General features: G+C 70.4%; 16 protein-coding genes. 4 read left to right on the plus strand and 12 right to left on the minus strand.

Annotation, left to right across the window (positions count from 1 at the left end):
• Positions 1 to 19 precede the first annotated feature (19 nt).
• The 5 genes from AB5J50_RS05360 to AB5J50_RS05380 form a co-directional block, all read right to left on the minus strand.
• Positions 20 to 1,132 (minus strand): nitronate monooxygenase family protein, encoded by a 1,113-nt coding sequence (locus tag AB5J50_RS05360; RefSeq protein ID WP_327426447.1) that lies wholly within the window; start codon positions 1,130 to 1,132, stop codon positions 20 to 22.
• 108 nt (positions 1,133 to 1,240) lie between these two features.
• The gene (locus tag AB5J50_RS05365) at positions 1,241 to 2,809 is read right to left on the minus strand and encodes a phytoene desaturase family protein (RefSeq protein WP_369255367.1); all 1,569 of its coding nucleotides are present in this window, start codon (positions 2,807 to 2,809) and stop codon (positions 1,241 to 1,243) included.
• A 101-nt stretch (positions 2,810 to 2,910) separates the two neighbouring features.
• Positions 2,911 to 5,190, minus strand: a complete 2,280-nt coding sequence (locus AB5J50_RS05370) for a tetratricopeptide repeat protein (RefSeq protein WP_369255369.1) — start codon at positions 5,188 to 5,190, stop codon at positions 2,911 to 2,913.
• A 62-nt stretch (positions 5,191 to 5,252) separates the two neighbouring features.
• Positions 5,253 to 6,050, minus strand: coding sequence for an oxygenase MpaB family protein (locus tag AB5J50_RS05375; RefSeq protein WP_369265314.1), 798 nt, complete (start codon positions 6,048 to 6,050; stop codon positions 5,253 to 5,255).
• Positions 6,051 to 6,413: 363 nt separating this feature from the next.
• The gene (locus AB5J50_RS05380) at positions 6,414 to 7,586 is read right to left on the minus strand and encodes an MFS transporter (protein WP_369255371.1); all 1,173 of its coding nucleotides are present in this window, start codon (positions 7,584 to 7,586) and stop codon (positions 6,414 to 6,416) included.
• Positions 7,587 to 7,829: 243 nt separating this feature from the next.
• On the opposite strand from AB5J50_RS05380, the gene AB5J50_RS05385 reads away from it, so the two are divergent.
• A complete protein-coding gene (locus AB5J50_RS05385; protein WP_369255373.1) occupies positions 7,830 to 8,903 on the plus strand; it encodes an AraC family transcriptional regulator in 1,074 nt (357 codons plus the stop codon).
• A gap of 8 nt (positions 8,904 to 8,911) precedes the next feature.
• Here AB5J50_RS05385 and AB5J50_RS05390 read toward each other — a convergent pair whose 3' ends face one another.
• The 4 genes from AB5J50_RS05390 to AB5J50_RS05405 form a co-directional block, all read right to left on the minus strand.
• The gene (locus tag AB5J50_RS05390) at positions 8,912 to 10,324 is read right to left on the minus strand and encodes an aldehyde dehydrogenase family protein (RefSeq protein ID WP_369255375.1); all 1,413 of its coding nucleotides are present in this window, start codon (positions 10,322 to 10,324) and stop codon (positions 8,912 to 8,914) included.
• On the minus strand, positions 10,321 to 11,199 hold the full coding sequence (locus AB5J50_RS05395; protein ID WP_369255377.1) for an SDR family NAD(P)-dependent oxidoreductase: 879 nt from the start codon (positions 11,197 to 11,199) through the stop codon (positions 10,321 to 10,323). The genes AB5J50_RS05390 and AB5J50_RS05395 overlap by 4 nt, the downstream gene beginning before the upstream one ends.
• The gene (locus tag AB5J50_RS05400; RefSeq protein WP_369255379.1) at positions 11,196 to 12,542 is read right to left on the minus strand and encodes a flavin-containing monooxygenase; all 1,347 of its coding nucleotides are present in this window, start codon (positions 12,540 to 12,542) and stop codon (positions 11,196 to 11,198) included. The genes AB5J50_RS05395 and AB5J50_RS05400 overlap by 4 nt, the downstream gene beginning before the upstream one ends.
• Before the next feature lie 489 nt (positions 12,543 to 13,031).
• Positions 13,032 to 13,760, minus strand: a complete 729-nt coding sequence (locus tag AB5J50_RS05405) for a TetR/AcrR family transcriptional regulator (RefSeq protein ID WP_369255381.1) — start codon at positions 13,758 to 13,760, stop codon at positions 13,032 to 13,034.
• 111 nt (positions 13,761 to 13,871) lie between these two features.
• On the opposite strand from AB5J50_RS05405, the gene AB5J50_RS05410 reads away from it, so the two are divergent.
• A complete protein-coding gene (locus AB5J50_RS05410; protein ID WP_369255383.1) occupies positions 13,872 to 15,005 on the plus strand; it encodes an FAD-dependent oxidoreductase in 1,134 nt (377 codons plus the stop codon).
• A gap of 114 nt (positions 15,006 to 15,119) precedes the next feature.
• Here the strand turns inward: AB5J50_RS05410 and AB5J50_RS05415 are convergent, their stop codons facing one another.
• The gene (locus tag AB5J50_RS05415) at positions 15,120 to 15,839 is read right to left on the minus strand and encodes an IS6 family transposase (protein WP_369255385.1); all 720 of its coding nucleotides are present in this window, start codon (positions 15,837 to 15,839) and stop codon (positions 15,120 to 15,122) included.
• Positions 15,840 to 15,894: 55 nt separating this feature from the next.
• On the opposite strand from AB5J50_RS05415, the gene AB5J50_RS05420 reads away from it, so the two are divergent.
• On the plus strand, positions 15,895 to 16,119 hold the full coding sequence (locus AB5J50_RS05420; protein WP_369255387.1) for a Tn3 family transposase: 225 nt from the start codon (positions 15,895 to 15,897) through the stop codon (positions 16,117 to 16,119).
• A gap of 310 nt (positions 16,120 to 16,429) precedes the next feature.
• Here the strand turns inward: AB5J50_RS05420 and AB5J50_RS05425 are convergent, their stop codons facing one another.
• Both AB5J50_RS05425 and AB5J50_RS05430 read right to left on the minus strand, forming a co-directional pair.
• The gene (locus AB5J50_RS05425; RefSeq protein ID WP_369255389.1) at positions 16,430 to 17,026 is read right to left on the minus strand and encodes an NADPH-dependent F420 reductase; all 597 of its coding nucleotides are present in this window, start codon (positions 17,024 to 17,026) and stop codon (positions 16,430 to 16,432) included.
• Between the two features lie 40 nt (positions 17,027 to 17,066).
• Complete coding sequence (locus tag AB5J50_RS05430; RefSeq protein ID WP_369255391.1) at positions 17,067 to 17,885, minus strand: 3'(2'),5'-bisphosphate nucleotidase CysQ; 819 nt, start codon at positions 17,883 to 17,885, stop codon at positions 17,067 to 17,069.
• Between the two features lie 139 nt (positions 17,886 to 18,024).
• Between AB5J50_RS05430 and AB5J50_RS05435 the strand changes: the two genes are divergently transcribed.
• On the plus strand, positions 18,025 to 18,930 hold the full coding sequence (locus tag AB5J50_RS05435; protein ID WP_369255393.1) for a LysR family transcriptional regulator: 906 nt from the start codon (positions 18,025 to 18,027) through the stop codon (positions 18,928 to 18,930).
• Positions 18,931 to 18,985 lie beyond the last annotated feature (55 nt).

Consider the following 18,985-nt stretch of genomic DNA (forward strand, 5'->3'; position numbering starts at 1 on the left):
CTCCTGCTCCCACCCGTGCTCACGACTGGGCGCTCCTTCCCGCGATGCGGTTGATGCGGTCGACGGCCTGCTCGAAGCCCCGGGTCAGGTCGTCGAAGACGGCCTGGACGCTGCGTTCGCTGTTCATCCGGCCGACGATCTGCCCGACGGGGGTGCCGAGCAGCGGCTCCACCTCGTACTTCTGGATGCGCGAGACCGCCTCGGCGACGAGCAGCCCCTGGAGCGGCATGGGGAGCGTGCCCGGCCCGTTCGGGTCGTCCCAGGCGTCGGTCCACTCGGTACGCAGCTGGCGCGCCGGCTTGCCGGTCAGGGCACGCGAGCGGACGGTGTCCCCGGACCCCGCGGCGAGCAGCTTCCGCGTCACGGCGGGCGAGTGCATGTCTGCTTCGGTGACGGTCAGCCACAGGGAACCGAGCCACACTCCCTGGGCACCGAGGCTGAGCGCGGCGGCCACCTGCTGTCCGCTGCCGATGCCGCCCGCCGCCAGGACGGGCAGCGGGTCGACGGCGTCCACGACTTCGGGCGTGAGCACCATCGAGGCGATCTCCCCGGTGTGCCCGCCCGCCTCGTAGCCCTGCGCCACGACGATGTCGATGCCCGCCTCGGCGTGCTTGCGCGCATGCCGGGCGCTGCCCGCGAGCGCGGCGACCCGTACGCCCTTCTCGTGGGCGCGTTCCACCACGTCGACGGGCGGTGAGCCCAGCGCGTTGGCGAGCAGCCTGATCGGATAGTCGAAGGCGACGTCGAGCTGGGTGCGGGCGACCTGCTCCATCCACCCCGTGATACGCCACCCGGACACCTCGCCCTCGGCGAGTTCGGGCACGCCGTACTTGGCGAGGGTATCCCTGACGTACTGCCGGTGCCCCTCGGGGATCATCGCCTCGACATCGGCCTCGCTGACGCCCTCGACCTTCTTGGCTGGCATGACGACGTCCAGGCCGTAGGGCTTGCCGTCGACGTTCGCCTCGATCCAGTCGAGGTCACGCTTGAGGTCGTCGGGTGCGGTGTAGCGGACCGCGCCGAGCACACCGAATCCGCCCGCACGGCTGATGGCCGCGGCGACGGCGGGAAACGGCGTGAAGCCGAAGATGGCGTGCTCGACTCCCAGTTCCTTGCTCAGCTCCGTCTGCATGGCCGCAGGATGCCGCAGTCCTCCGGACGAGGGAAGGGGTTTTCTGATGCTCCGTCAGTTTTCTGGACACGGCCCGGCGTTGTTCCGGACAGGGTTGCCGCAACGGCTCTAGCCGCGCCCCCCGTCCCCCTCCTCCAGCACCGCCATGGCCGCGTTGTGCCCGGGCACCCCGCTCACCCCGCCGCCGCGCACCGCGCCCGCCCCGCACAGCAGGACGTTCGCGTGCCGGGTCTCCACGCCCCAGCGGCCCGTGCCCTCCTGCGCGTAGGGGAAGGCAAGGTCGCGGTGGAAGATGTTGCCACCGGGCAGCCGCAGGTCGCGCTCCAGGTCGAGCGGGGTCTTCGCCTCGATGCAGGGGCGGCCGTCCGCGTCGGTGGCGAGGCAGTCGGTGAGCGGCTCGGCGAGGTGGGCGTCCAGCTGGGCCAGGGTCGACTTCAGCAGCTCGTCCCGTACGGCGTCGTTGTCGCGCTCGAACAGCCGGGCGGGGGTGTGCAGGCCGAACAGGGTGAGGGTCTGGTAGCCCTGCTCCACGAGGTCGTCGCCGAGGATGCTCGGGTCGGTGAGCGAGTGGCAGTAGATCTCGGAGGGCGGCGCGGTGGGCAGCTCGCCGGACGCGGCCTGCGCGTGGGCGGTCGCCAACTGCTCGTACCCCTCGGCGATGTGGAACGTTCCGGAGAACGCCTCGCGCGGGTCGACGGAGGTGTCGCGCAGCCTGGGCAGCCGCTTGAGCAGCATGTTCACCTTGAGCTGGGCACCCTCGGCCGGGGTGGGCGGCTCGTCGCCGGTGAGGTGCGCGAGCTCCAGCGGCGAGGCGTTCACGAGGACGTGCCGGGCCGCGACGACGCCCTCCCCGTCCGGGGTCCGATAGGTGACCTCGGCGGCCTCTCCGTCCGTCTCGATCCGCAGCACCTCGTGACCGGTGGCGACCACGGCGCCCGCGCTCCGTGCCGCCGCGGCGATCGCGTCGGTGAGGGCGCCCATACCGCCGACCGGCACGTCCCAGGCTCCGGTACCGCCGCCGATCACGTGGTAGAGGAAGCAGCGGTTCTGCCGCAGCGAGGGGTCGTGGGCGTCGGCGAAGGTTCCGATGAGGGCGTCGGTGAGGACGACACCGCGGACGAGGTCGTCGGCGAAGTTCTCCTCGACGGCCGTGCCGACCGGCTCCTCGAAGAGCATCCGCCAGGCGTCCTCGTCGTCGACGCGGCGGCGCAGTTCGTCCCGGGTGGGCAGCGGTTCGGTGAGCGTGGGGAACACCCGCTGCGCGACGCGGCCGGTCGTGGCGTAGAAGCGCTGCCACGCCGCGTACTCGCGGTCCGAGCCGGTCAGCCGCGCGAACGCCTCACGGGTGCGCCGCTCGCCGCCGCCGACGAGCAGCCCGGTGGGCCGTCCGTCGCGTTCGACGGGCGTGTACGAGGAGATGGTGCGCCCCCGGACGCGGAAGTCGAGGCCGAGATCCCGCACGATCTTCCGGGGCAGCAGGCTCACCAGGTACGAGTAACGCGAAAGACGCGCGTCGACTCCGGCGAACGGCCGGGTGGACACGGCGGCGCCCCCGGTGTTCCCGAGGCGCTCCAGCACCAGCACGGACCGCCCGGCCCGGGCCAGGTAGGCGGCGGCGACCAGTCCGTTGTGGCCCCCGCCGACGATCACGACGTCGTATCCCTCGTGTGCAGGCATGCTTCTTCGTAGCACGTGATGATCTACGTCGGCCAGGGGTGCGCGGCAAGCGGCGGGCGACCGGATGGGGACGATGAGGACACCGGCGGCTCGCCGGACGGTCAGTGCCCTCCGGCCGCCCGCTGCTGCCGTAACGCCGCCACCCTCCGGTACAGCTCCACCGCCTCCTGGCCGCGCCCCAGCTGTTCCAGACAGTGGGCCTCGTCGTTGCGGCTGGCGAGGGCGTCGGGGTGGTCGGCGCCGAGAACGTGCTCGCGGGCGATGGCGACGCGGCGGTACTCGGTGAGGGCGTCGGCCCAGCGGCCGAGCCAGCCGAGGCCGACGGCGACCTCGCGGCGGCTGACGAGGGTGTCCGGGTGGTCGGCGCCGAGGACGCGCTCGCGGATCGCGCACACGTCGCGGGACTCGGCGAGCGCCTCCTCCCAGCGGCCCATCCGGCCGAGGTTCACACCGAGGCCGTGCCGGGCGCGCAGGGTTTCGGGGTGCGCGGGGCCGTGCACGCGGGTGCGGTCGTCGACCAGGTCGCGGTACAGCTCCAGGGCCTGCGCGCTGCGACCGAGCCGACCGAGGCTGATACCGACCTCGTAGCGGGCGGCGAGGGTGTCCGGGTGGTCGGGGCCGAGCGCCTGCGCGCGGGCCTCCGCCACCTCCTGGTAGGTGTGCAGCGCCTCCGGCCATCGACCCAACTGGCCCAGCGCGTAGGCGACTTCGTACCGCGTGACAAGGGTGTCGGGGTGGGCCGGGCCGAGCACCCGGGCGCGGGCGGCGGCGACCTCGCTCGCCATCCGGTACGAGTCCTCCAGGCGCCCGAGCCTGCTCAGGTTGAAGGCGAGGTTGTGGCGACAGCGCAGGGTGTCGGGATGGTCGGGTCCCATGGCTCGCTCGCGGGCGCCGAGCACGGACGTGTAGGCCTGGTGCGCCTCGAAGTGACGGCCCAACTGGCCCAGTACGTATGCCATTTCCTGGCGTGCGGCCAGGGTGTCGGGGTGCTCTGCACCGAGCACCCGCTCCCTGGCCTGGGCGACATGCGCGTACTCGCGCAGCGCCTCGGCGGGCCGGCCGGTGCGGCTGAGCGTGAAGCCGACCTCGTAGCGGCTGGCGAGCGTGTCGGGGTGGTCGGGCCCGAGGGCGTGCTCGCGCTCGGCGGCGACCACCCGGTGCACCTCGCCGGCCTCGGTCCACCGGCCGAGCCGCCCCAGACTCAGGCCCGCGTTGTGCCGCCCTGTCAGGGTGGTGATCAACTCCGGTGAGGGGGTGGGCCGTTCGGTGTGCTCGGGCACGCCGGTGACGGCCGTGGACGGGCGGGCGATCCAGTCGCCGGTGAGACCTGCCGCCGCGTCCGGCGGGGTGGAGTGCGGTCCGGCGCCGGTCGCCTTGTGGCCGGTGCTCATGCCCCGGGTCCAGGACGGCAGCCGGGGTTCGCGCGAGGGCGGCTGTTCGGGGCGCGACTGGGTGGAGGGCGCCAAGGGCCGCTGCTCCGGGGCGGGCTGCCGGAGAGACGGGGTCACCACGGTCGGCACATACACCGGGGTCGCGCGGCCCGCGCTGATGCGGCGGCCGAGTTCGCGGGCGTCCTGCGGACGCTGTTCGGGCTGTTTGGCGAGCAGGTCGAGGATGATCTTCTCGACGTACTCGGGGAGTTCGGCCCGGTGACTGCGCGGCGGCTCGGGAGGCGTGTCACGGTGGCCGACGAGAACCGCCCAGGCGTCGTCGAGGTCGAACGGCGGCGCCCCGGTGGCGATTTCATAGAGCACACATCCGAAGGAGTACAGATCGCTGCGCTGGTCGACGTGGGCTCCGCTGATCTGCTCCGGCGACATGTAGTGCGGGGTGCCCATCGCGATACCGGTGCCGGTCAGCCGTGAGGTGAAGCCGATGTCGTGGCCGAGCCGGGCGATCCCGAAGTCGCAGATCTTCACCGTGCCGTCGGCCAGCCGCATGATGTTCGCGGGCTTCAAGTCCCGGTGCACGATGCCCTGTTGATGGGTGTAGGCGAGCGCGGAGGCCACCTGGTCGGCGATGTCGACGACTTCGGAGACCGCCAGCGGATGGTGTTTGTTGTCCTCCAGGAGCTGGCTGAGGTTGCGCCCCTCCAGCAGCTCCATCACCAGATAGAGCACACCGTCGGACTCCCCGAAGTCATGGACGACGGTCACTCCGCGATGCTGGAGGGCGGCAGCCACCCGGGCCTCGCGCCGAAACCGCTCCCGCAGGACACGCGTGAAGGACTGATCGTGGTGCGGGCCGAGCGGCTTGAGGCACTTGACGGCGACGTGCCGGCCCAGCGACTCGTCCCGCGCCCGCCACACCTCGCCCATACCGCCCCGCCCGATCAGATCGAGCAGCCGGTACCGGCTCTGGATCAGCCTGGTCTCCGCCATCTCGTGCGATCGCCCCCGTCGCTGCTCGCCGCGCCCTCCCCTGGCCCGTCCAGTATGGCGAGTTATCTGCCGACTTTGCAGGGCGCAGGGCGGGAGCCGGGGCCCAGCCGTGACATGGCGCGCAGAATGTGTTTGGGCGGGAGTTGCCAGCGCAGACGTGCGGGAACACAGCGCAGCAAGGTGCCCGTGACACGCAGGCGCCGGCTCACCGTGGCGGGCGGCGGAGCCGCCCTGCCGTACAACTCGTGGGCGTACGGCGGCAGAGCGGCGTACGCGAGATGCGCCACACGCCGCCACAGCAGGGCGCGCGCTGGTACGAGCAAGGGGTGGACCGGCGGGCGCACCAGGAAGTCGTCCACGTCCCACGCGTCGGGCCCCGCCGCCAGCTCCGGCAGCATCTTCTCGAAGTAGGCGGCCAACTCCGCCTGATTCGCCGGTACGTCGGCGGGGCCGAGCCCCACCAGCCGTGCGCTGACCAGGTGTTCACCGATGTAGCGGTCGGCCTGCGCGTCCGTGAGAGGGAACCCCGAGCGCCGCAGGACGTACAGATAGGAGTCGATCTCCGCGCAGTGCACCCACAGCAGCAGCCCGGGCTCGTCGACGCCGTACCGCTCCCCCGTGTCCGGGTCGGTCGCCGTGAGCATGCTGTGAATCTTTCGTATGCGCGCCCCTGCCTTCTCTGCGGCCTCACTGGTGCCGTACGTCGCCGTCCCGACGAAGTTCGCGGTGCGCATCAGCCGGCCCCAGGCGTCGCGCCGGAAGTCGGAGTTCTGCATGACTCCGCGCACCGTGCGCGGGTGCAGGGCCTGGAGGTAGAGCGCGCGGATCCCGGCGACCCACATCATGGGGTCGCCGTGCATCTGCCAGGTCACCGAATCCGGACCGAAAAGTCCCGGGTCACCCGCCTGAAAGGCCTCCGTACCAGCAGGTGTGACCACAGCCGCCAGGTGTCTCCGGATCACCGGCACATCCCCAACCACGACATCACCCCCACATCCTTCCCGGAGCGCCTCTGCATCATTCCCGCGAAGGCGGGTCCGCGGTCTCTGTCTGCCGACGACGCTGCCGGGCTGAGCGCATCGTGGAGTCGTCCGCCCCGACCCGCGCAGCTCGCCGCCGTACAGCGCCTCATCTCCGGTCTACACCCCCTCAGCCGGACAGTCAGCCTTGCTGCACGATGGACCGACATCGCCTATGAAACGGGTATCGCCCGCATCGGCCCCTCATAGCCTTTGAGGGATGCTCTCCGTACGGGCCGAGCTCTCGGGCCGGGTGAAGTGGCGGGCGGCGGCCAGGAGAAGGACCACAAGGGCGGCCGGTACCGCGTAGGCGAGACGGAAGTGGCCGGTGGAGCCGAGGAGTCCGCTGAGGGCGCCGCCGGTGACGACGCCGACGTAGTTGAAGAGGTTCAGGCGTGCCAGGACCGCCTCCGACGCTGTGGGACTCAGTCGCGCGGCGGAGGCCAGGCACAGCGGAGCCAGGACGGACGCGCCCAGGCCCACCGCCCCGGCCGCGAGAACAGCGAACGGCCAGCTCGGCGCGGCGGCCAGAGCCGCCAGGGCGCCCGCGGCCAGCAGGGCCGCGGTGCGGACAACCGCGACCGCTCCGAGCTTCTGTACGAGCCGATCGGCAGCGGCTCGGCCGATGACCGTGCCGGCCTGGTAGGCCGCGTACGCCAGCGGCGCGACCGCGAGGGAGGCGGCGAGAGTCTGCCGGAGGTAGACAGCCGACCAGGCCGAAACGGTGGACTCGACCACGTAGACGACCAGGAGAACCAGGCCGAACGGAATGAGCCGGACCCACAGACGGCGCCCTGGCGACGGCTGCGCGACAGCATCCGAGGGCCCCTCGGGGGCGGGGAGGGCGTGTGTGCGCATACAGGCGGCGAGCAGCAGGACGATGCCTGCCTGCAGGGCCAGGCCGCCGGCCACGGGCCACTCCAGCCGAGCCGCCCCGGCGGTGAGCAGTGCCGCGACCACGCCGCCCACGCTCCATGCCGTGTAGAAGGAGCCGAAAACACTGCGGCCGTAGGCGTGTTCGATCGCCGCGGCCCTGGTGTTGACGCCGACATCGAGGGCGCCGACAGCGAGCCCGAAGAGGATGTACGCGCAGATGACAGCGGTCTGTCCGGGAGCCCAGCCGATCAGCGTCAGCGCGGCGGCCGCCGCCGACATGGCCCCACGCATCGTGGCGACAGGACCGGCACGTCGGATCGCGGCCAGCCCCAGGAAGCTGCCACCCCCCGCCGTCAGAGCCACCGCGACCATCAACGCGGTCGTCAGGAGCGGAGCCAGTCCCAGGCGCTCGGTGACGGCGGGAACAGTCGTGTACACGGCGGCGACGGAGACGCCCTGCGCGGCGAACGCGATCGTGGCGACCCTTCGGGCGCCGACCATGGAGACTAGGCGCCCGAAGCCCGCTCGGGGCGATGCATTAAAGGACATGATGCTGTCGCGCCTTCATTTCCTGTGTGCGTGGGGATGACCAGCCAGCCAATGCGGCCAGGTTGCGGAAACCGTAGCCAGGCGCGGAATGCGAGCGCAGGACGCCAGGGGCCGTGCAGGGGACTTCGGGGGCCAGCGAACGCGACCAGTGCTGCCCGGGTGCCTACAGTGGTCGCCCAGGAGAAGGTGAGTGCGATGTCCCTTGCCCCCGGCCCCGCGAATCCGCCAGGGACCAGCCGCAGCACATCGGCGACGATCCAACCGAACATCCTGCGCTATCTCGTCACGGTCGCCGACGAGCGCGGCATCGATCTGCGACCTCTGCTGGAGCAGGTCGGGCTGGACGAGACGGTCATGCGCTCCGCCGCACTGAGGGTGTCGTACCGGCAGGGCAGCGCGGCAATCCGTCGTGCGCTGGAGCTCACCGGGGACGAGCACCTGGGGATGAAGGTGGGAGCGGCACAACACCTCACCGCATGGGGCCTGCTCGGCTTCGCCCTGATGGCCGACGACACACTGCGGCACGCCATCGAGACGGGAGTGAAGTACCAGAACCTGTCCGGGGCGATGGTGGTGTGGTCGGCCGGCATCGGCGAGGAGGACGAGGCCTTCGTGCTGCGTGCCGACCTCCCCGATCCGGCCATGGACCCGGCCGTCGCCGTCTTCCTGATCGAGGAGGGGCTCGCCTCCGTGGTCACCCTCTCCCGGCTGGCCGTCGGCCCGGCCTTCGCGCCGAGAGTGGTGGAGTTCGCCTGTCCGCCACCACGCCGGAACGACCTGTTCACAGCTCTGTTCGGCTGCCCGGTCCGCTTCGGCGCCCCGGCCAACCGCCTGGTCATCGCCCCCGCGTGGGCCCATACCCGGATGCCCGGCCGGGATCCGGTGACCTACGCGTCGACTCTGGAGATGCTCGACGCGCAGATGGCCTCACGCCGCGACCAGCAGGACCTGCTGGAGGTTCTGGAGATCTCCGTCGCCCAGAGCCTCCCGGTGATCCCCTCGTTCGCCGAGCAGGCACGGCGGCACACGACGAGCGAGCGGACGCTCCGTCGCCGACTGGCCGACTGCGGCACGACGTACGAGGCACTCGTCGAGGGGGTACGCCGGGAACGTGTCGAACAGCTGCTGCTCCGCCCGGAACTGACGCTGCGCGACATCGCACGCCGGGCGGGATTCTCCGACGAACGCGCCCTGCGCCGCGCGGTACGCCGCTGGCACGGCACCTCCCCGGTCCACCTGCGCGAGCAGATGCGTACGGATCGCCTCTGAGGCCGAGGTCAACGGGTGCGGATCCAGACCGTCTTCTCCCGGGTCCACTGCTCGAAGGCGCTGGTGGACTTCTCCACGCCGCCGAATCCGGACTGCTTCCAGCCGCCGAAGGGGGTGGTGATGTCGCCCTCGCTGTAGGCGTTCACGGAGATCACACCGGCCTCGATGCCGCGGGCCAGCCGCAGCGCGGTGTCGAGGTCGCGGGTCCACACCGAGGCGGCGAGCCCGTACTCGGTGGCGTTGGCCATACGTACCGCCTCGTCCTCCGTGGTGAAGGTCTGGACGGTGACGACGGGGCCGAACAGCTCCCTGGTGAGGACGTCGCTGCCGTCGGGGGCGCGGGTGATCACGGTGGGCGGGTAGTAGGCGCCGCGCGGGGGCAGCTCGTGGGGCAGTCCCCCGGTGTGGATCTGGGCTTTGCCGGCCCGGGCTGCCTCCACGGCTGCCGCGACCCGGTCGAAGGCGGCGCGGTTGATGAGCGGCCCCATCTGCGTGCGCGGGTCGGCCGGATCACCGATGACGAGTTCCCTCGCCGCGGCCGTGAACCGCTCCACAACCTCCTCGGCGATGCTGCGGTGAACCAGGACACGGGAGCCGGCCGTGCAGTTCTGCCCCATCGTCAGGAACGCGGCCTCGATCATGTTGCCGATCAGCTCGTCCCCGTAGTCGAGCGCGTCGGGCATGAGCACCTGAGGGCTCTTGCCACCCATCTCCAGTGATACGCGCTTGAAGTTGCTCTCGGCGGCGTCCTTGAGGATGCGGCGACCGGTCGCGGTGGATCCGGTGAAGGAGAGGGCCCCCACGAGGGGGTCACGGGCGAGGGCCGCCCCGGCTTCCCGGCCGTACCCGGGCAGCACCGTGAGCACCCCGTCGGGCAGGCCGGCCTCGGTGGCGAGTGCGGCCAGGTGCAGGGTCGAGCGCGGGGTCGCCTCGGCGGGCTTGACCAGCAGACAGTTGCCCGCGGCCAGGGCGGGTCCGACCTTCCAGGCGGCCATGGCGAGCGGGTAGTTCCACGGCAGGATCGCCGCGCCGACCCCGACCGGTTCGCGGGTCATGAGACCGAGCTCGTCGGGCCCGCTCGGCGCGACCCGGCCGAAGACCTTGTCGGCCGCCTCGGCGAACCAGCGGATCGACTCGATCGCGCCCGGTACGTCGCCCGTACGGCACTCGGTGATCGGCTTGCCCGCGTCCTCGCTGTCCAGGCGGGCGAGGATCTCGGCGTCGCGTTCCATCAGGTCGGCCAGCCGCATCAGCACCGCGCCACGCTCCCGGACCGGCCGCCGCGACCACGCCCCGGCGTCGAAGACCTGCCGGGCCTGTTCGGCGGCCTTGGCGACGTCGTCGGCGCTCGCGGCGGGCAGGGTGACGATCGGCTCTCCGGTGGCGGGGTTGACGACATGCAGCTTCTCGTACGTGGTCATGCTTCCTCCACCAATTCCCAGCGCCCGTCGGTCTGGCGGGCCAGCCCACGTCCGCGGAGTTCCTCCAGATAGCGGGCCATGCCGCGATCACCGCGCTTGCGGAACAGCGGGAAGATCCTGGGCAACAGGTTCGGTGCGAGCATCGCGAACCGCACCAGACGGGACTCACCGGTCCGGGGATAGGCCTCCAGGCGGGGCTTGTCCAGCAGGCTCACCACGGCCGCGACGACGTCGGCGGGCTGCTGGGGCCGGTCCTGGAACTGCATGGAGTTGCCGCCGTCCACGGCTTCCTGGCGGAGCATCCGCGTGTCCGTCGCCGAGGGCAGCACCGAGCCGGCCAGGATGCCCTTGCTCCGCAGGTCGAGTCCGATCGCCAGCATCGCGCCGCGCAGCCCGAACTTCGAGGCCGTGTAGATCGGGGTCTCGCCCAGCGGGAAGATCCCGCCGAGGGAGACGGTGGTGACCACCCGAGCATCCCGGGAGGCCTTCAGCAGGGGAATCGCGATCCTGGTCGCGACCAGCGGGGAGGTCAGGTTGAGAGTGATCTCCCGCTCGATGCTCTCGACGCTGCGGACGTCGAAGCGTTCCGCGCTGGTCATACCGACGTTGTTGACGAGCACGTCGAGGCGGCCGTGGGCATCGGCGACCAGCTCGAACAGCCGCCCGATCTGAGCGCGGTCCATCAGATCGCAGCCGATGCCCGTGTGCCCAGCGCCGGGCAGGTCGTCGGCGACCTTCTTGGCCCGGATCTCGTCGAGGTCGACGACGACGCAGCGGGCTCCGCCGGAGGCGAAGCGGTGGCACAGCGCACTGCCGATGCCGCCCGCACCGCCGGTCACCAGCATGACCTTGTCGGTGAAGTCGAACCCGCTCACGCCGTGGCCTCCGCGCGCCGCAGGGACCGTACCGGCGGCGGCTGGCCCTCGGTACGCCAGCCCATCTCGCCCGCGACCTTGCCCAGGTACTTCACAAAGGCCCCGCTGTCGACATAGCCGGTGTGGCGGGGCGAGGCGACGAACTTCAGCCCGCCGGACAGATCCGGGTGGTCGGCGCGGATCATGCGGGCGAATCGCTCCGCGTTCGGCAGCCGGTGCCGCGCGTCGTGCACATACCCGGCGATCAGCTGCGCCTGGGTGTCGAAGAGCTGGTACGCACCGGAGTTGGTCTCGATGAAGCCGATGCCGAACAGGCCCTGGTGCTCGCGCGAGAAGGACGACAGGTAGAGGTCCGGGTGCTGCTCGTCACCGAAGTACTTCTGCGCGACCGGCACTTTGTGGACGTAGCCCGTGGCCAGCAGGATGAGATCGAAGTCGTCGCTCGTGCCGTCGGTGAAACGCACGGTCCTGCCCTGGGTGCGGGCGATCCCGGGTCTGGCGGCGATGTCGCCGTGCTGGAGGTGGTGGATCAGCATCGAGTTGATGGCCGGGTGGGTCTCGAACAGCTTGTGGTCCGGCTTCTGCAGCCCCAGTCGCGTCGGATCACCGTTGATGATCCGCAGGAGGGCACCGAAGACCCGCTGCGCCAGCCACATCGGCAGATGCGGCCCGCTGTCGGCGATGGTGTCCACCGGCCGGCCGAACAGGTGCTTGGGGATGAACCAGTACCCTCGCCGCATGCTGATCACCGCGTGGTCGGCGGCCCGGGCCGCATCGCACGCGATGTCACAGCCGGAGTTCCCCGCGCCCACCACCAGGACCCGCTTGCCCCGTAGCTCCTCCGCGCTGCGATAGCCGGCGGTGTGCCGGACCTCCCCGCTGAACTCCCCCGGCAATTCGGGGATGTTGGGGTGCCATTGCGAGCCCGTACACACCACGACCTGCCCGTGCACGCTTTCCCGCCCGTCGGCCCGGGTGACCGTCCAGGTGCCGTCCGCGTTCTTCTCGACGCTTGCGACCTCGACGCCGAACTCGATCCGGTCCGTCAGTCCGTACGCGTCGGCGAAGGACCGCAGGTACGACAGGACCTGGCGGTGCGGCGGGTAGTCCGCGAAGTGGTCGGGCATCGGGAAACCGCCGAAACCCGACAGGGTCCTGCTGGAGATGAAATGGGCCGACTCGTACATCGGGCTGCCGGGATTGTCGATGTCCCAGATACCGCCGGGTCCGGTGTGCCGCTCAAGATGCGTGTACGGCAGATTCCGCTCCGCCAAAGCCCTGGCGACCGCCAGCCCGGCAGGTCCCGCCCCGATCACACACGTATCAAACTGGCTTTCCTTCACGGGCCTGCCTCCTGGTTCATTCCGCTGCACGGAGCGGGTGTGGCAGGAAACGTATTCACCCGCCGTTCAGCATGAACTGACCCGTGCGGCCACGGACCGGACCTCAGCGGCCGCGGCGGCATCCGGCATCAGCGCGTGCAGACGGGAATGAGCCATGCGGTGGTCACCGCGGGTGTGACCTCAGCCATTGCTTGTCACTTCTTATCGCGGCTGACCTGCATCTTTGCCAACCAGCGGCGGCATCCCGCTGCGCCGGCCACCGAGCTTTCTCGGCACATTGGTGCGTCGGCGAGGCCATCATCTGGAGTCGGGTCAACGAGGCCGGCTACCTTCACAGGCTGATGCCTCGTTCAACAGCACCTACCGGTCCGTTCCCATCCAATGACGGGTCGTTTGGGGGAATCGCGTTGCGTCGGGGGTTCGGCGCGCGGAGGCCGGCGTCGGGGTGTTGAGTTCCCCGATGAACCGGCAGGTGACGCTGCCGGATCGTCAGGGCCGGACCGGGAGGTTGGCCTCCCAGCCGTCGAGGAGTCGTTCGAGTCCCAGTTCGAACCCGCGCTCGGCGCTGTCGGCCGCGTGGGGAAGCTCGGCATCACGAATGACCCGGGCGAGGAGTGGATGGCGCCCGCTCTTGACGACTTTGTCGAGGTAGGGCGCATAGGCGTCCATCCATTGCTGGATGCCGACTCCGGAGCGTCGGACAGCTTCCTGTTGGGCGAGCTCGCCGGCGGCGTAGCCGCGGACGAAGGCCTGCAGCGTGTCGACGACGGTGATCATGACGTCGATATCGAAGCCGAGGGGATCGAGGGCGGCGAGTGCGTGTTCGATGACATCGAGGGAGTTCGGTCCAAGTGATGGGCGCCCTGCTGCGAGGGAGGTCATCCAGGGATGCCGGTGGAAGGTGGCCCGGGAACGATGTGCCAGGCCTCGCAGGTCGCTGCGCCAGTCGCCGGTGGGGGCAGGCGAGCCGCCGTCTTCGGCCGCTACGGCGTCGAGCATGAGGTCGAGCAGGTCGTCTTTGGACGCCAGGTAGCGGTAGAGCGAGGCTGTGCCCGTTCCCAGCTCCTTGGCGACGCGCCGCATGGACAGTGTCTCGATGCCCTCGGCGTCGGCGATCGCGATAGCAGCGCTGGTGATCTCCGCCCGCGTGCGTGACGGCGCGGGGCCTTTCGCGGCCCGCTCCGGCCTGTTCCAGATCACCGTGTGAGTGTCGTCCATCGGTTTTCCTCCTCACTACTGCGCTCACTGTTCGCAGTAGTGCTATCGTGGCGCCGGTACTGCGAACACTGTATCGCAGTAGAGCGGTGTCCAAGCGAAAGGGAAACCACCATGACCACTCCCGTCACGATCGTCGGCGCCGGGCTCGGCGGCATGACCCTCGCACGGGTCCTGCACCTGCACGGCATCCCCGCGACCATCTACGAAGCCGAGATATCGGCGGACGCCCGCACGCAGGGCGGTCAGCTCGACATCCACGAGTACAACGGGCAGCTCGCCCTCGAAGCGGCCGGCCTCACCGACGAGTTCCGCGCGATCATCCACGAAGGCGGCGAGGCCCTGCGCGTGCTCGACCAGCACGGCGCGGTACTGCTCGACCAGCCCGACGACGGCACGGGCGGTCGCCCTGAGGTGCTCCGCGGAGACCTGCGTCGGATTCTGATCAACTCGCTGCCCGACGAGATGATCCAGTGGGGACACAAGGTCACCAGTGTCCGCCCCCTCGGAGACGGCAGGCACGAGCTGGCCTTCGCCGACGGGCCAACCGTGACGACCGGCCTCCTCGTCGGCGCGGACGGCGCCTGGTCGAGGATCCGGCCGCTGCTCTCCGACGCGAAGCCCGAGTACGTCGGCACGTCGTTCATCGAGACCTACCTGTACGACGCCGACCAGCGCCACCCCGCAGCGGCCAAGGCCGCCGGCGACGGTTCCCTGTTCGCCGTCACAGCCGGCAAGGGGATCCTTGGCCACCGAGAAGCCGACGCCGTTCTTCACACCTACGTCGCGCTCAACAAGCCGCAGGACTGGATCACCGCCACCCTCGCCAGCCCCGAAACGGCGGCGGCCCAGGTCGCGGCAGAATTCACCGGATGGGCGCCTGAACTCACCGCACTCATCACTGACGGGGAAACCGCCCTCGCCCCGCGCCCGATCAACGCCCTGCCGATCGGCCACCGCTGGGACCGCGTCCCCGGAGTGACGCTGCTGGGCGACGCCGCCCACCTCATGTCACCGTTCGCCGGGGAGGGCGCCAACCTCGCCATGTTCGACGGCGCCGAACTCGGCAAAGCCATCGCCGCACATCCCGACGACATCGAAGCCGCCCTTGCGGAGTACGAGGAGGCCCTTTTCCCCCGCAGTGCCCAGTTCGCCGCCGAATCCGACAAGAATCACCAGCTCATCTTCGGCGACAACGCCCCCGCCAGCCTGCTCGACCTGCTCATCGGCCAGGAGTCGACCGAGTGAGCGAGATCGCCGGAGGGGAGAGGGAGTTAACGAGCCGAAGGGTGCTGTCACGTTGGTGGATGCGCGGGCTTCTGACGGTGCGTTGGACGTGGTGGAGCCCGTCCGGACCTGGGCTCAGGCCGTGGTGGACAGACCGGAGACGCCGGTGATCTGCTTCCAGATGGCGAAGCGGACGGTCATCTCGGCTCGGTAGTTGTGTGCGGTCATGAGGTGGCGGCGGGGACGAAAGTGGGGCGAGATCCCGCTGAACGCAGACAGGAACCGCTGGGCTGCGCCGGCGGAGCGGAAGCCCCTCATCGCGCGTTCGCGCTGTCTGGTGGGCTGGTGGCTGTTTTCCGCGCGGTTGTTCAGGTACTTCGACTGCCGGTGCTCGACGGAGGGCATGACCTCGCGGTGGGCTGCGCCGTAGGAGCGGAGCTTGTCGGTAACGAGCACCCGCGGCACCGTACGGGTCGTCTTCATCAGACGACGAAGGAAGCGCCTGGCCGCGGCGGTGTCCCGCCGGTTCTGGACGAGGATGTCCAGGACGTTGCCGTCCTGATCGACGGCCCGCCAGAGGTACGTCTGCTCTCCGTTGATCTTGATGAAGACCTCGTCCAAGTGCCATTTGCCACCGGGCCGGGGCCGACGGTGGCGCAGTGTGTTGGCGTACTTCTGCCCGGACTTCACACACCAGCGGCGGATGGTCTCGTGGGAGACGATCACGCCGCGCTCGAGCATGAGCTCCCCGACCTCGCGGAAGCTGAGCGGGAAACGGTGGTACAGCCAAACGCAGTGGGAGATCACCTCGACCGGGTACCGGTGCCCCTTGTACGACGGCGACGCCCTCCGCACGGACAACCCCTCCCAGCGCCTTCAACCAGAAGATCATCCCACCCCCTCAGCCAACGTGACAGCGCCCGCGCGCCAGCTCCAGGAGGAGGGCCACGTCGTCGACCCCGAGGACCTGGCCCACATCTCGCCGTACCTGGCCGAGCACATCCGCCGCTTCGGCGAGTACTCCACCCACGAACTCGGCCTTGAACCCGAGGCGTACGACCCGCACCTGGACGTCGACTTCAGCCCACTGCGCGGCGACGGCCCCGGTGCGGACGGCTACGGCCAGGCAGCCTGACCATCGATGCCAGGTCGCTACTTCAGCGGCAGCGTGATGCCGTCCGGCGCCAGCGCCATGCACACGCACCCGCACTTGGATCGGCGAGTGTGAGGCCGGTGCCGGCGGCCGCCGCGGGTATCGGCGGGCAGATTCGCGACCAGCTCCGCAAGCGCGTCCGCCGTGAGATGGGCCGATTCCTCGGTGCGCGGCCGACGGCCCCGGGAAGGGTGGCCACGGGTCGCCGTCCGGCGCTGAATCACTGGCCCTGGCTGCGCTGTCGTATCCGTTCTGGATGTGGGCCCGCCGGGGGCGGTGCACTGTGTGCGGATCAGCGGGCGATCGAGATCGCGAAGGGCGCGAATCCGCTGGACCGAATCACGTGCGGCACGAACAGTATCGCGGCCTCCGTGGCGCGGGCGGTCTGGATCCCGCCGAGATCAGTGATCCACTCCTTGCGCCAGCCGAGGTTGATGAGCAGTTCACGGACGGTCTGCTTGGCCTGCGGGTCCTCGCCGGAGAGGAAGGCGTCGGGCGCCTGGGTGAGCGTGGCTGGCGCGGTCATCACCGGGAAGAGCATGGTGTTGAGTGTCTTGACGACGCGCGTTTCGGGGAGCGCTTCCTGGAGTTGCTCGGCGAGGCTTGAGCCGGGGTAGATCAGGTCGGCGGGCAGTCCGTCCGGTCCGTCGGTGGTGGCGTTGGAGACGTCGACGAGGATCTTGTCGCGCAGTTCCTCGCGCAGGGCGACGAGCCGGTCCAGCGAGCCGGCACCCGGGGTGGCGTTGATGACGATCTGGGCTGTCCGGGCAGCGTCGGCGGCGGCGCCCGGCGCGCGGTCCGCCACGGTCACCTCATGCCCTGCCCGGGTGAGAGCTGTGGCCAGGTTGCCGCCGACGCGGCCGTTTCCGAGAACTGCGATCGTGGTCATGGTGATGTGGTCCTTGCGTGGGTGCGGTTGTGGTGCGCGGTCAGCGGGAGAGGGTGGCGACGGCTTCGGCGTGGACGCCGGGCGCGGCGGCCAGGAAGCTCTCGCTCTGCGGGGTCCAGGGGCGGCCCTCGGCGTCGGAGATCTGTCCGCCCGCCTCGGTGACGAGCAGTGCCCCGGGCAGCAGGTCCGCGCGGGCGCCGGCGAACTGCCAGAAGGCGTCGGTCCGGCCGGCGGCCACGTTCAGCAGGTGCAGGGTCGCGGGCACGGCGGTGCGGACGACGAGCGCGTCGAAGAGCATCGCGGTGATCGAGGAGCCGACGCGCCGCACGACCTTCTCGTCCTCGTCCGGCCGGGCCTGGCTGGTCGCCACGATGCTCAGGCCGAGGTCCGCAGTGGGGGAGACATGCAGCAGCCGGCCGTCGAGGTGGGCGCCCGCGCCGGTGAGCGCGGTGTAGGTCTCGCCGGTCAACGGCAGGTGGACCGCGGTGAGCACGGGCTGGTTCTCACGCACGAGGGTGGCGGTCACCGCCCACTCCGGCAGGGCGTGCAGGTGGTTGACGTTGCCTTCGGCCGGATCCACGACCCACCATTCGCCGGGCGGCAGCGCCCCGCCGTCCAGCTCGTCCTCCACCCAGCCGGCGTCCGGGCGCAGGCTCGTGAGGCGGGGGCGCAGGATGTCGAGGGCCATCTCGTCGTTGACGGCGAGCGCGCGCATCAGCTCTTCACGGGTCTGGTAACGGACCACCTCGCCGAAACGCTCGCGCAGCGCCGAACCGGCCTCACGCACGGCGTTCGCGGTCTGGGCGAGCAGGTCGGCGTCGGAGGCGGCGACGTCAGTGGTCTGAAGCGTTTCGGACATGGTGGTATTCCCGTCTGAGGAGGGGTGCTGAGGCCGGTCGAGGGCCGAACTGCGCGTTACTTCTTGCGCTTTCGCCTCAACGGTATGCAGCCCCGTAATTAACTTCAAATGCATGTCAGGCACGCCTAGGATTACTCGCATGCAATTGGATTTGAACCTGCTCGCCGCGCTCGACGCGCTGCTGGAGGAGGGAAGTGTGGCCGGGGCGGCGGCGCGCCTGCATGTCACCGCCCCCGCGATGAGCCGGAGTCTGGGCCGAATCCGGCGCACGACCGGGGATCAGATCCTGGTGCGCACCGGCCGCACGATGACCCCGACGCCGTATGCGATCGCCGTACGGGAACAGGTGCACGAGCTGCTGCACCAGGTCCAGGGGGTGCTGGCACCGAGCCGTGAACTCGATCTGGCAACGTTGGAGCGCACTTTCACACTCCGCTGGCACGATTCCCTGGTCGCCTTGAGCGGCCCCGCACTGCTCGCGGCCGTGCGCGGACAGGCGCCGGGCGTGCGATTGCGCTTCGTCGCGGAATCGAGCATCGACACCCCCGAGTTGCGGCGCGGCGAGGTCGACCTGGAGGCGAACGCCAACCGCCCGAGCGCACCGGACATCCGTGCCGAGAACGTGGGCGAGACCCGCCTCGTCATCGTCGTGAGGCAGGGGCACCCCCTCACCCGCGTCAGGACCGTCACCGCAAAGCGGTACGCCGCCGCTGAGCACGTCACCGTCTCGCGACGTGGAAACCTCAGCAATGCCCTCGACGACGCCCTCGCGCGGCTCGGCCTCACCCGCCGCGTGGTGGCGACCGCGCCCACGGAAGCGGCCGCGCTGGAGTTCGCGCGCGGCTCCGATCTCCTGATCAGCGTCCCCGAAGCCACCACGCGGTCAGCGGTCGCCGACCTCGGCCTGGTCGTGCTCCCCCTCCCGCTCGAACTGCCGTCGGCACCGATATACCTGTCGTGGCATCAGCGCTACGACACCGACCACGCCCACGCCTGGCTGCGCGGGCTGGCGCGAACCGCGCTGGCCATGCGCGGAGCGTCGTAGTCGGCGCCGTCCGGCCGCTTCACCCATACGTCCACGCGACCACCACGGCGATCTG

The sequence above is a fragment of the Streptomyces sp. R35 genome, assembly GCF_041053035.1.
In the GTDB taxonomy this organism is placed as follows: domain Bacteria; phylum Actinomycetota; class Actinomycetes; order Streptomycetales; family Streptomycetaceae; genus Streptomyces; species Streptomyces lutosisoli.

Excerpts from the sequence above, each read along its gene's own strand:
- AB5J50_RS05360 (WP_327426447.1), bottom strand. The coding sequence starts at position 1,132 with ATGCAGACGGAGCTGAGCAAGGAACTGGGAGTCGAGCACGCCATCTTC.
- AB5J50_RS05365 (WP_369255367.1), bottom strand. The coding sequence starts at position 2,809 with ATGCCTGCACACGAGGGATACGACGTCGTGATCGTCGGCGGGGGCCAC.
- AB5J50_RS05370 (WP_369255369.1), bottom strand. The coding sequence starts at position 5,190 with ATGGCGGAGACCAGGCTGATCCAGAGCCGGTACCGGCTGCTCGATCTG.
- AB5J50_RS05375 (WP_369265314.1), bottom strand. The coding sequence starts at position 6,050 with ATGCACGGCGACCCCATGATGTGGGTCGCCGGGATCCGCGCGCTCTAC.
- AB5J50_RS05380 (WP_369255371.1), bottom strand. The coding sequence starts at position 7,586 with ATGGTCGGCGCCCGAAGGGTCGCCACGATCGCGTTCGCCGCGCAGGGC.
- AB5J50_RS05385 (WP_369255373.1), top strand. The coding sequence starts at position 7,830 with ATGTCCCTTGCCCCCGGCCCCGCGAATCCGCCAGGGACCAGCCGCAGC.
- AB5J50_RS05390 (WP_369255375.1), bottom strand. The coding sequence starts at position 10,324 with ATGACCACGTACGAGAAGCTGCATGTCGTCAACCCCGCCACCGGAGAG.
- AB5J50_RS05405 (WP_369255381.1), bottom strand. The coding sequence starts at position 13,760 with ATGGACGACACTCACACGGTGATCTGGAACAGGCCGGAGCGGGCCGCG.
- AB5J50_RS05410 (WP_369255383.1), top strand. The coding sequence starts at position 13,872 with ATGACCACTCCCGTCACGATCGTCGGCGCCGGGCTCGGCGGCATGACC.
- AB5J50_RS05425 (WP_369255389.1), bottom strand. The coding sequence starts at position 17,026 with ATGACCACGATCGCAGTTCTCGGAAACGGCCGCGTCGGCGGCAACCTG.
- AB5J50_RS05430 (WP_369255391.1), bottom strand. The coding sequence starts at position 17,885 with ATGTCCGAAACGCTTCAGACCACTGACGTCGCCGCCTCCGACGCCGAC.
- AB5J50_RS05435 (WP_369255393.1), top strand. The coding sequence starts at position 18,025 with ATGCAATTGGATTTGAACCTGCTCGCCGCGCTCGACGCGCTGCTGGAG.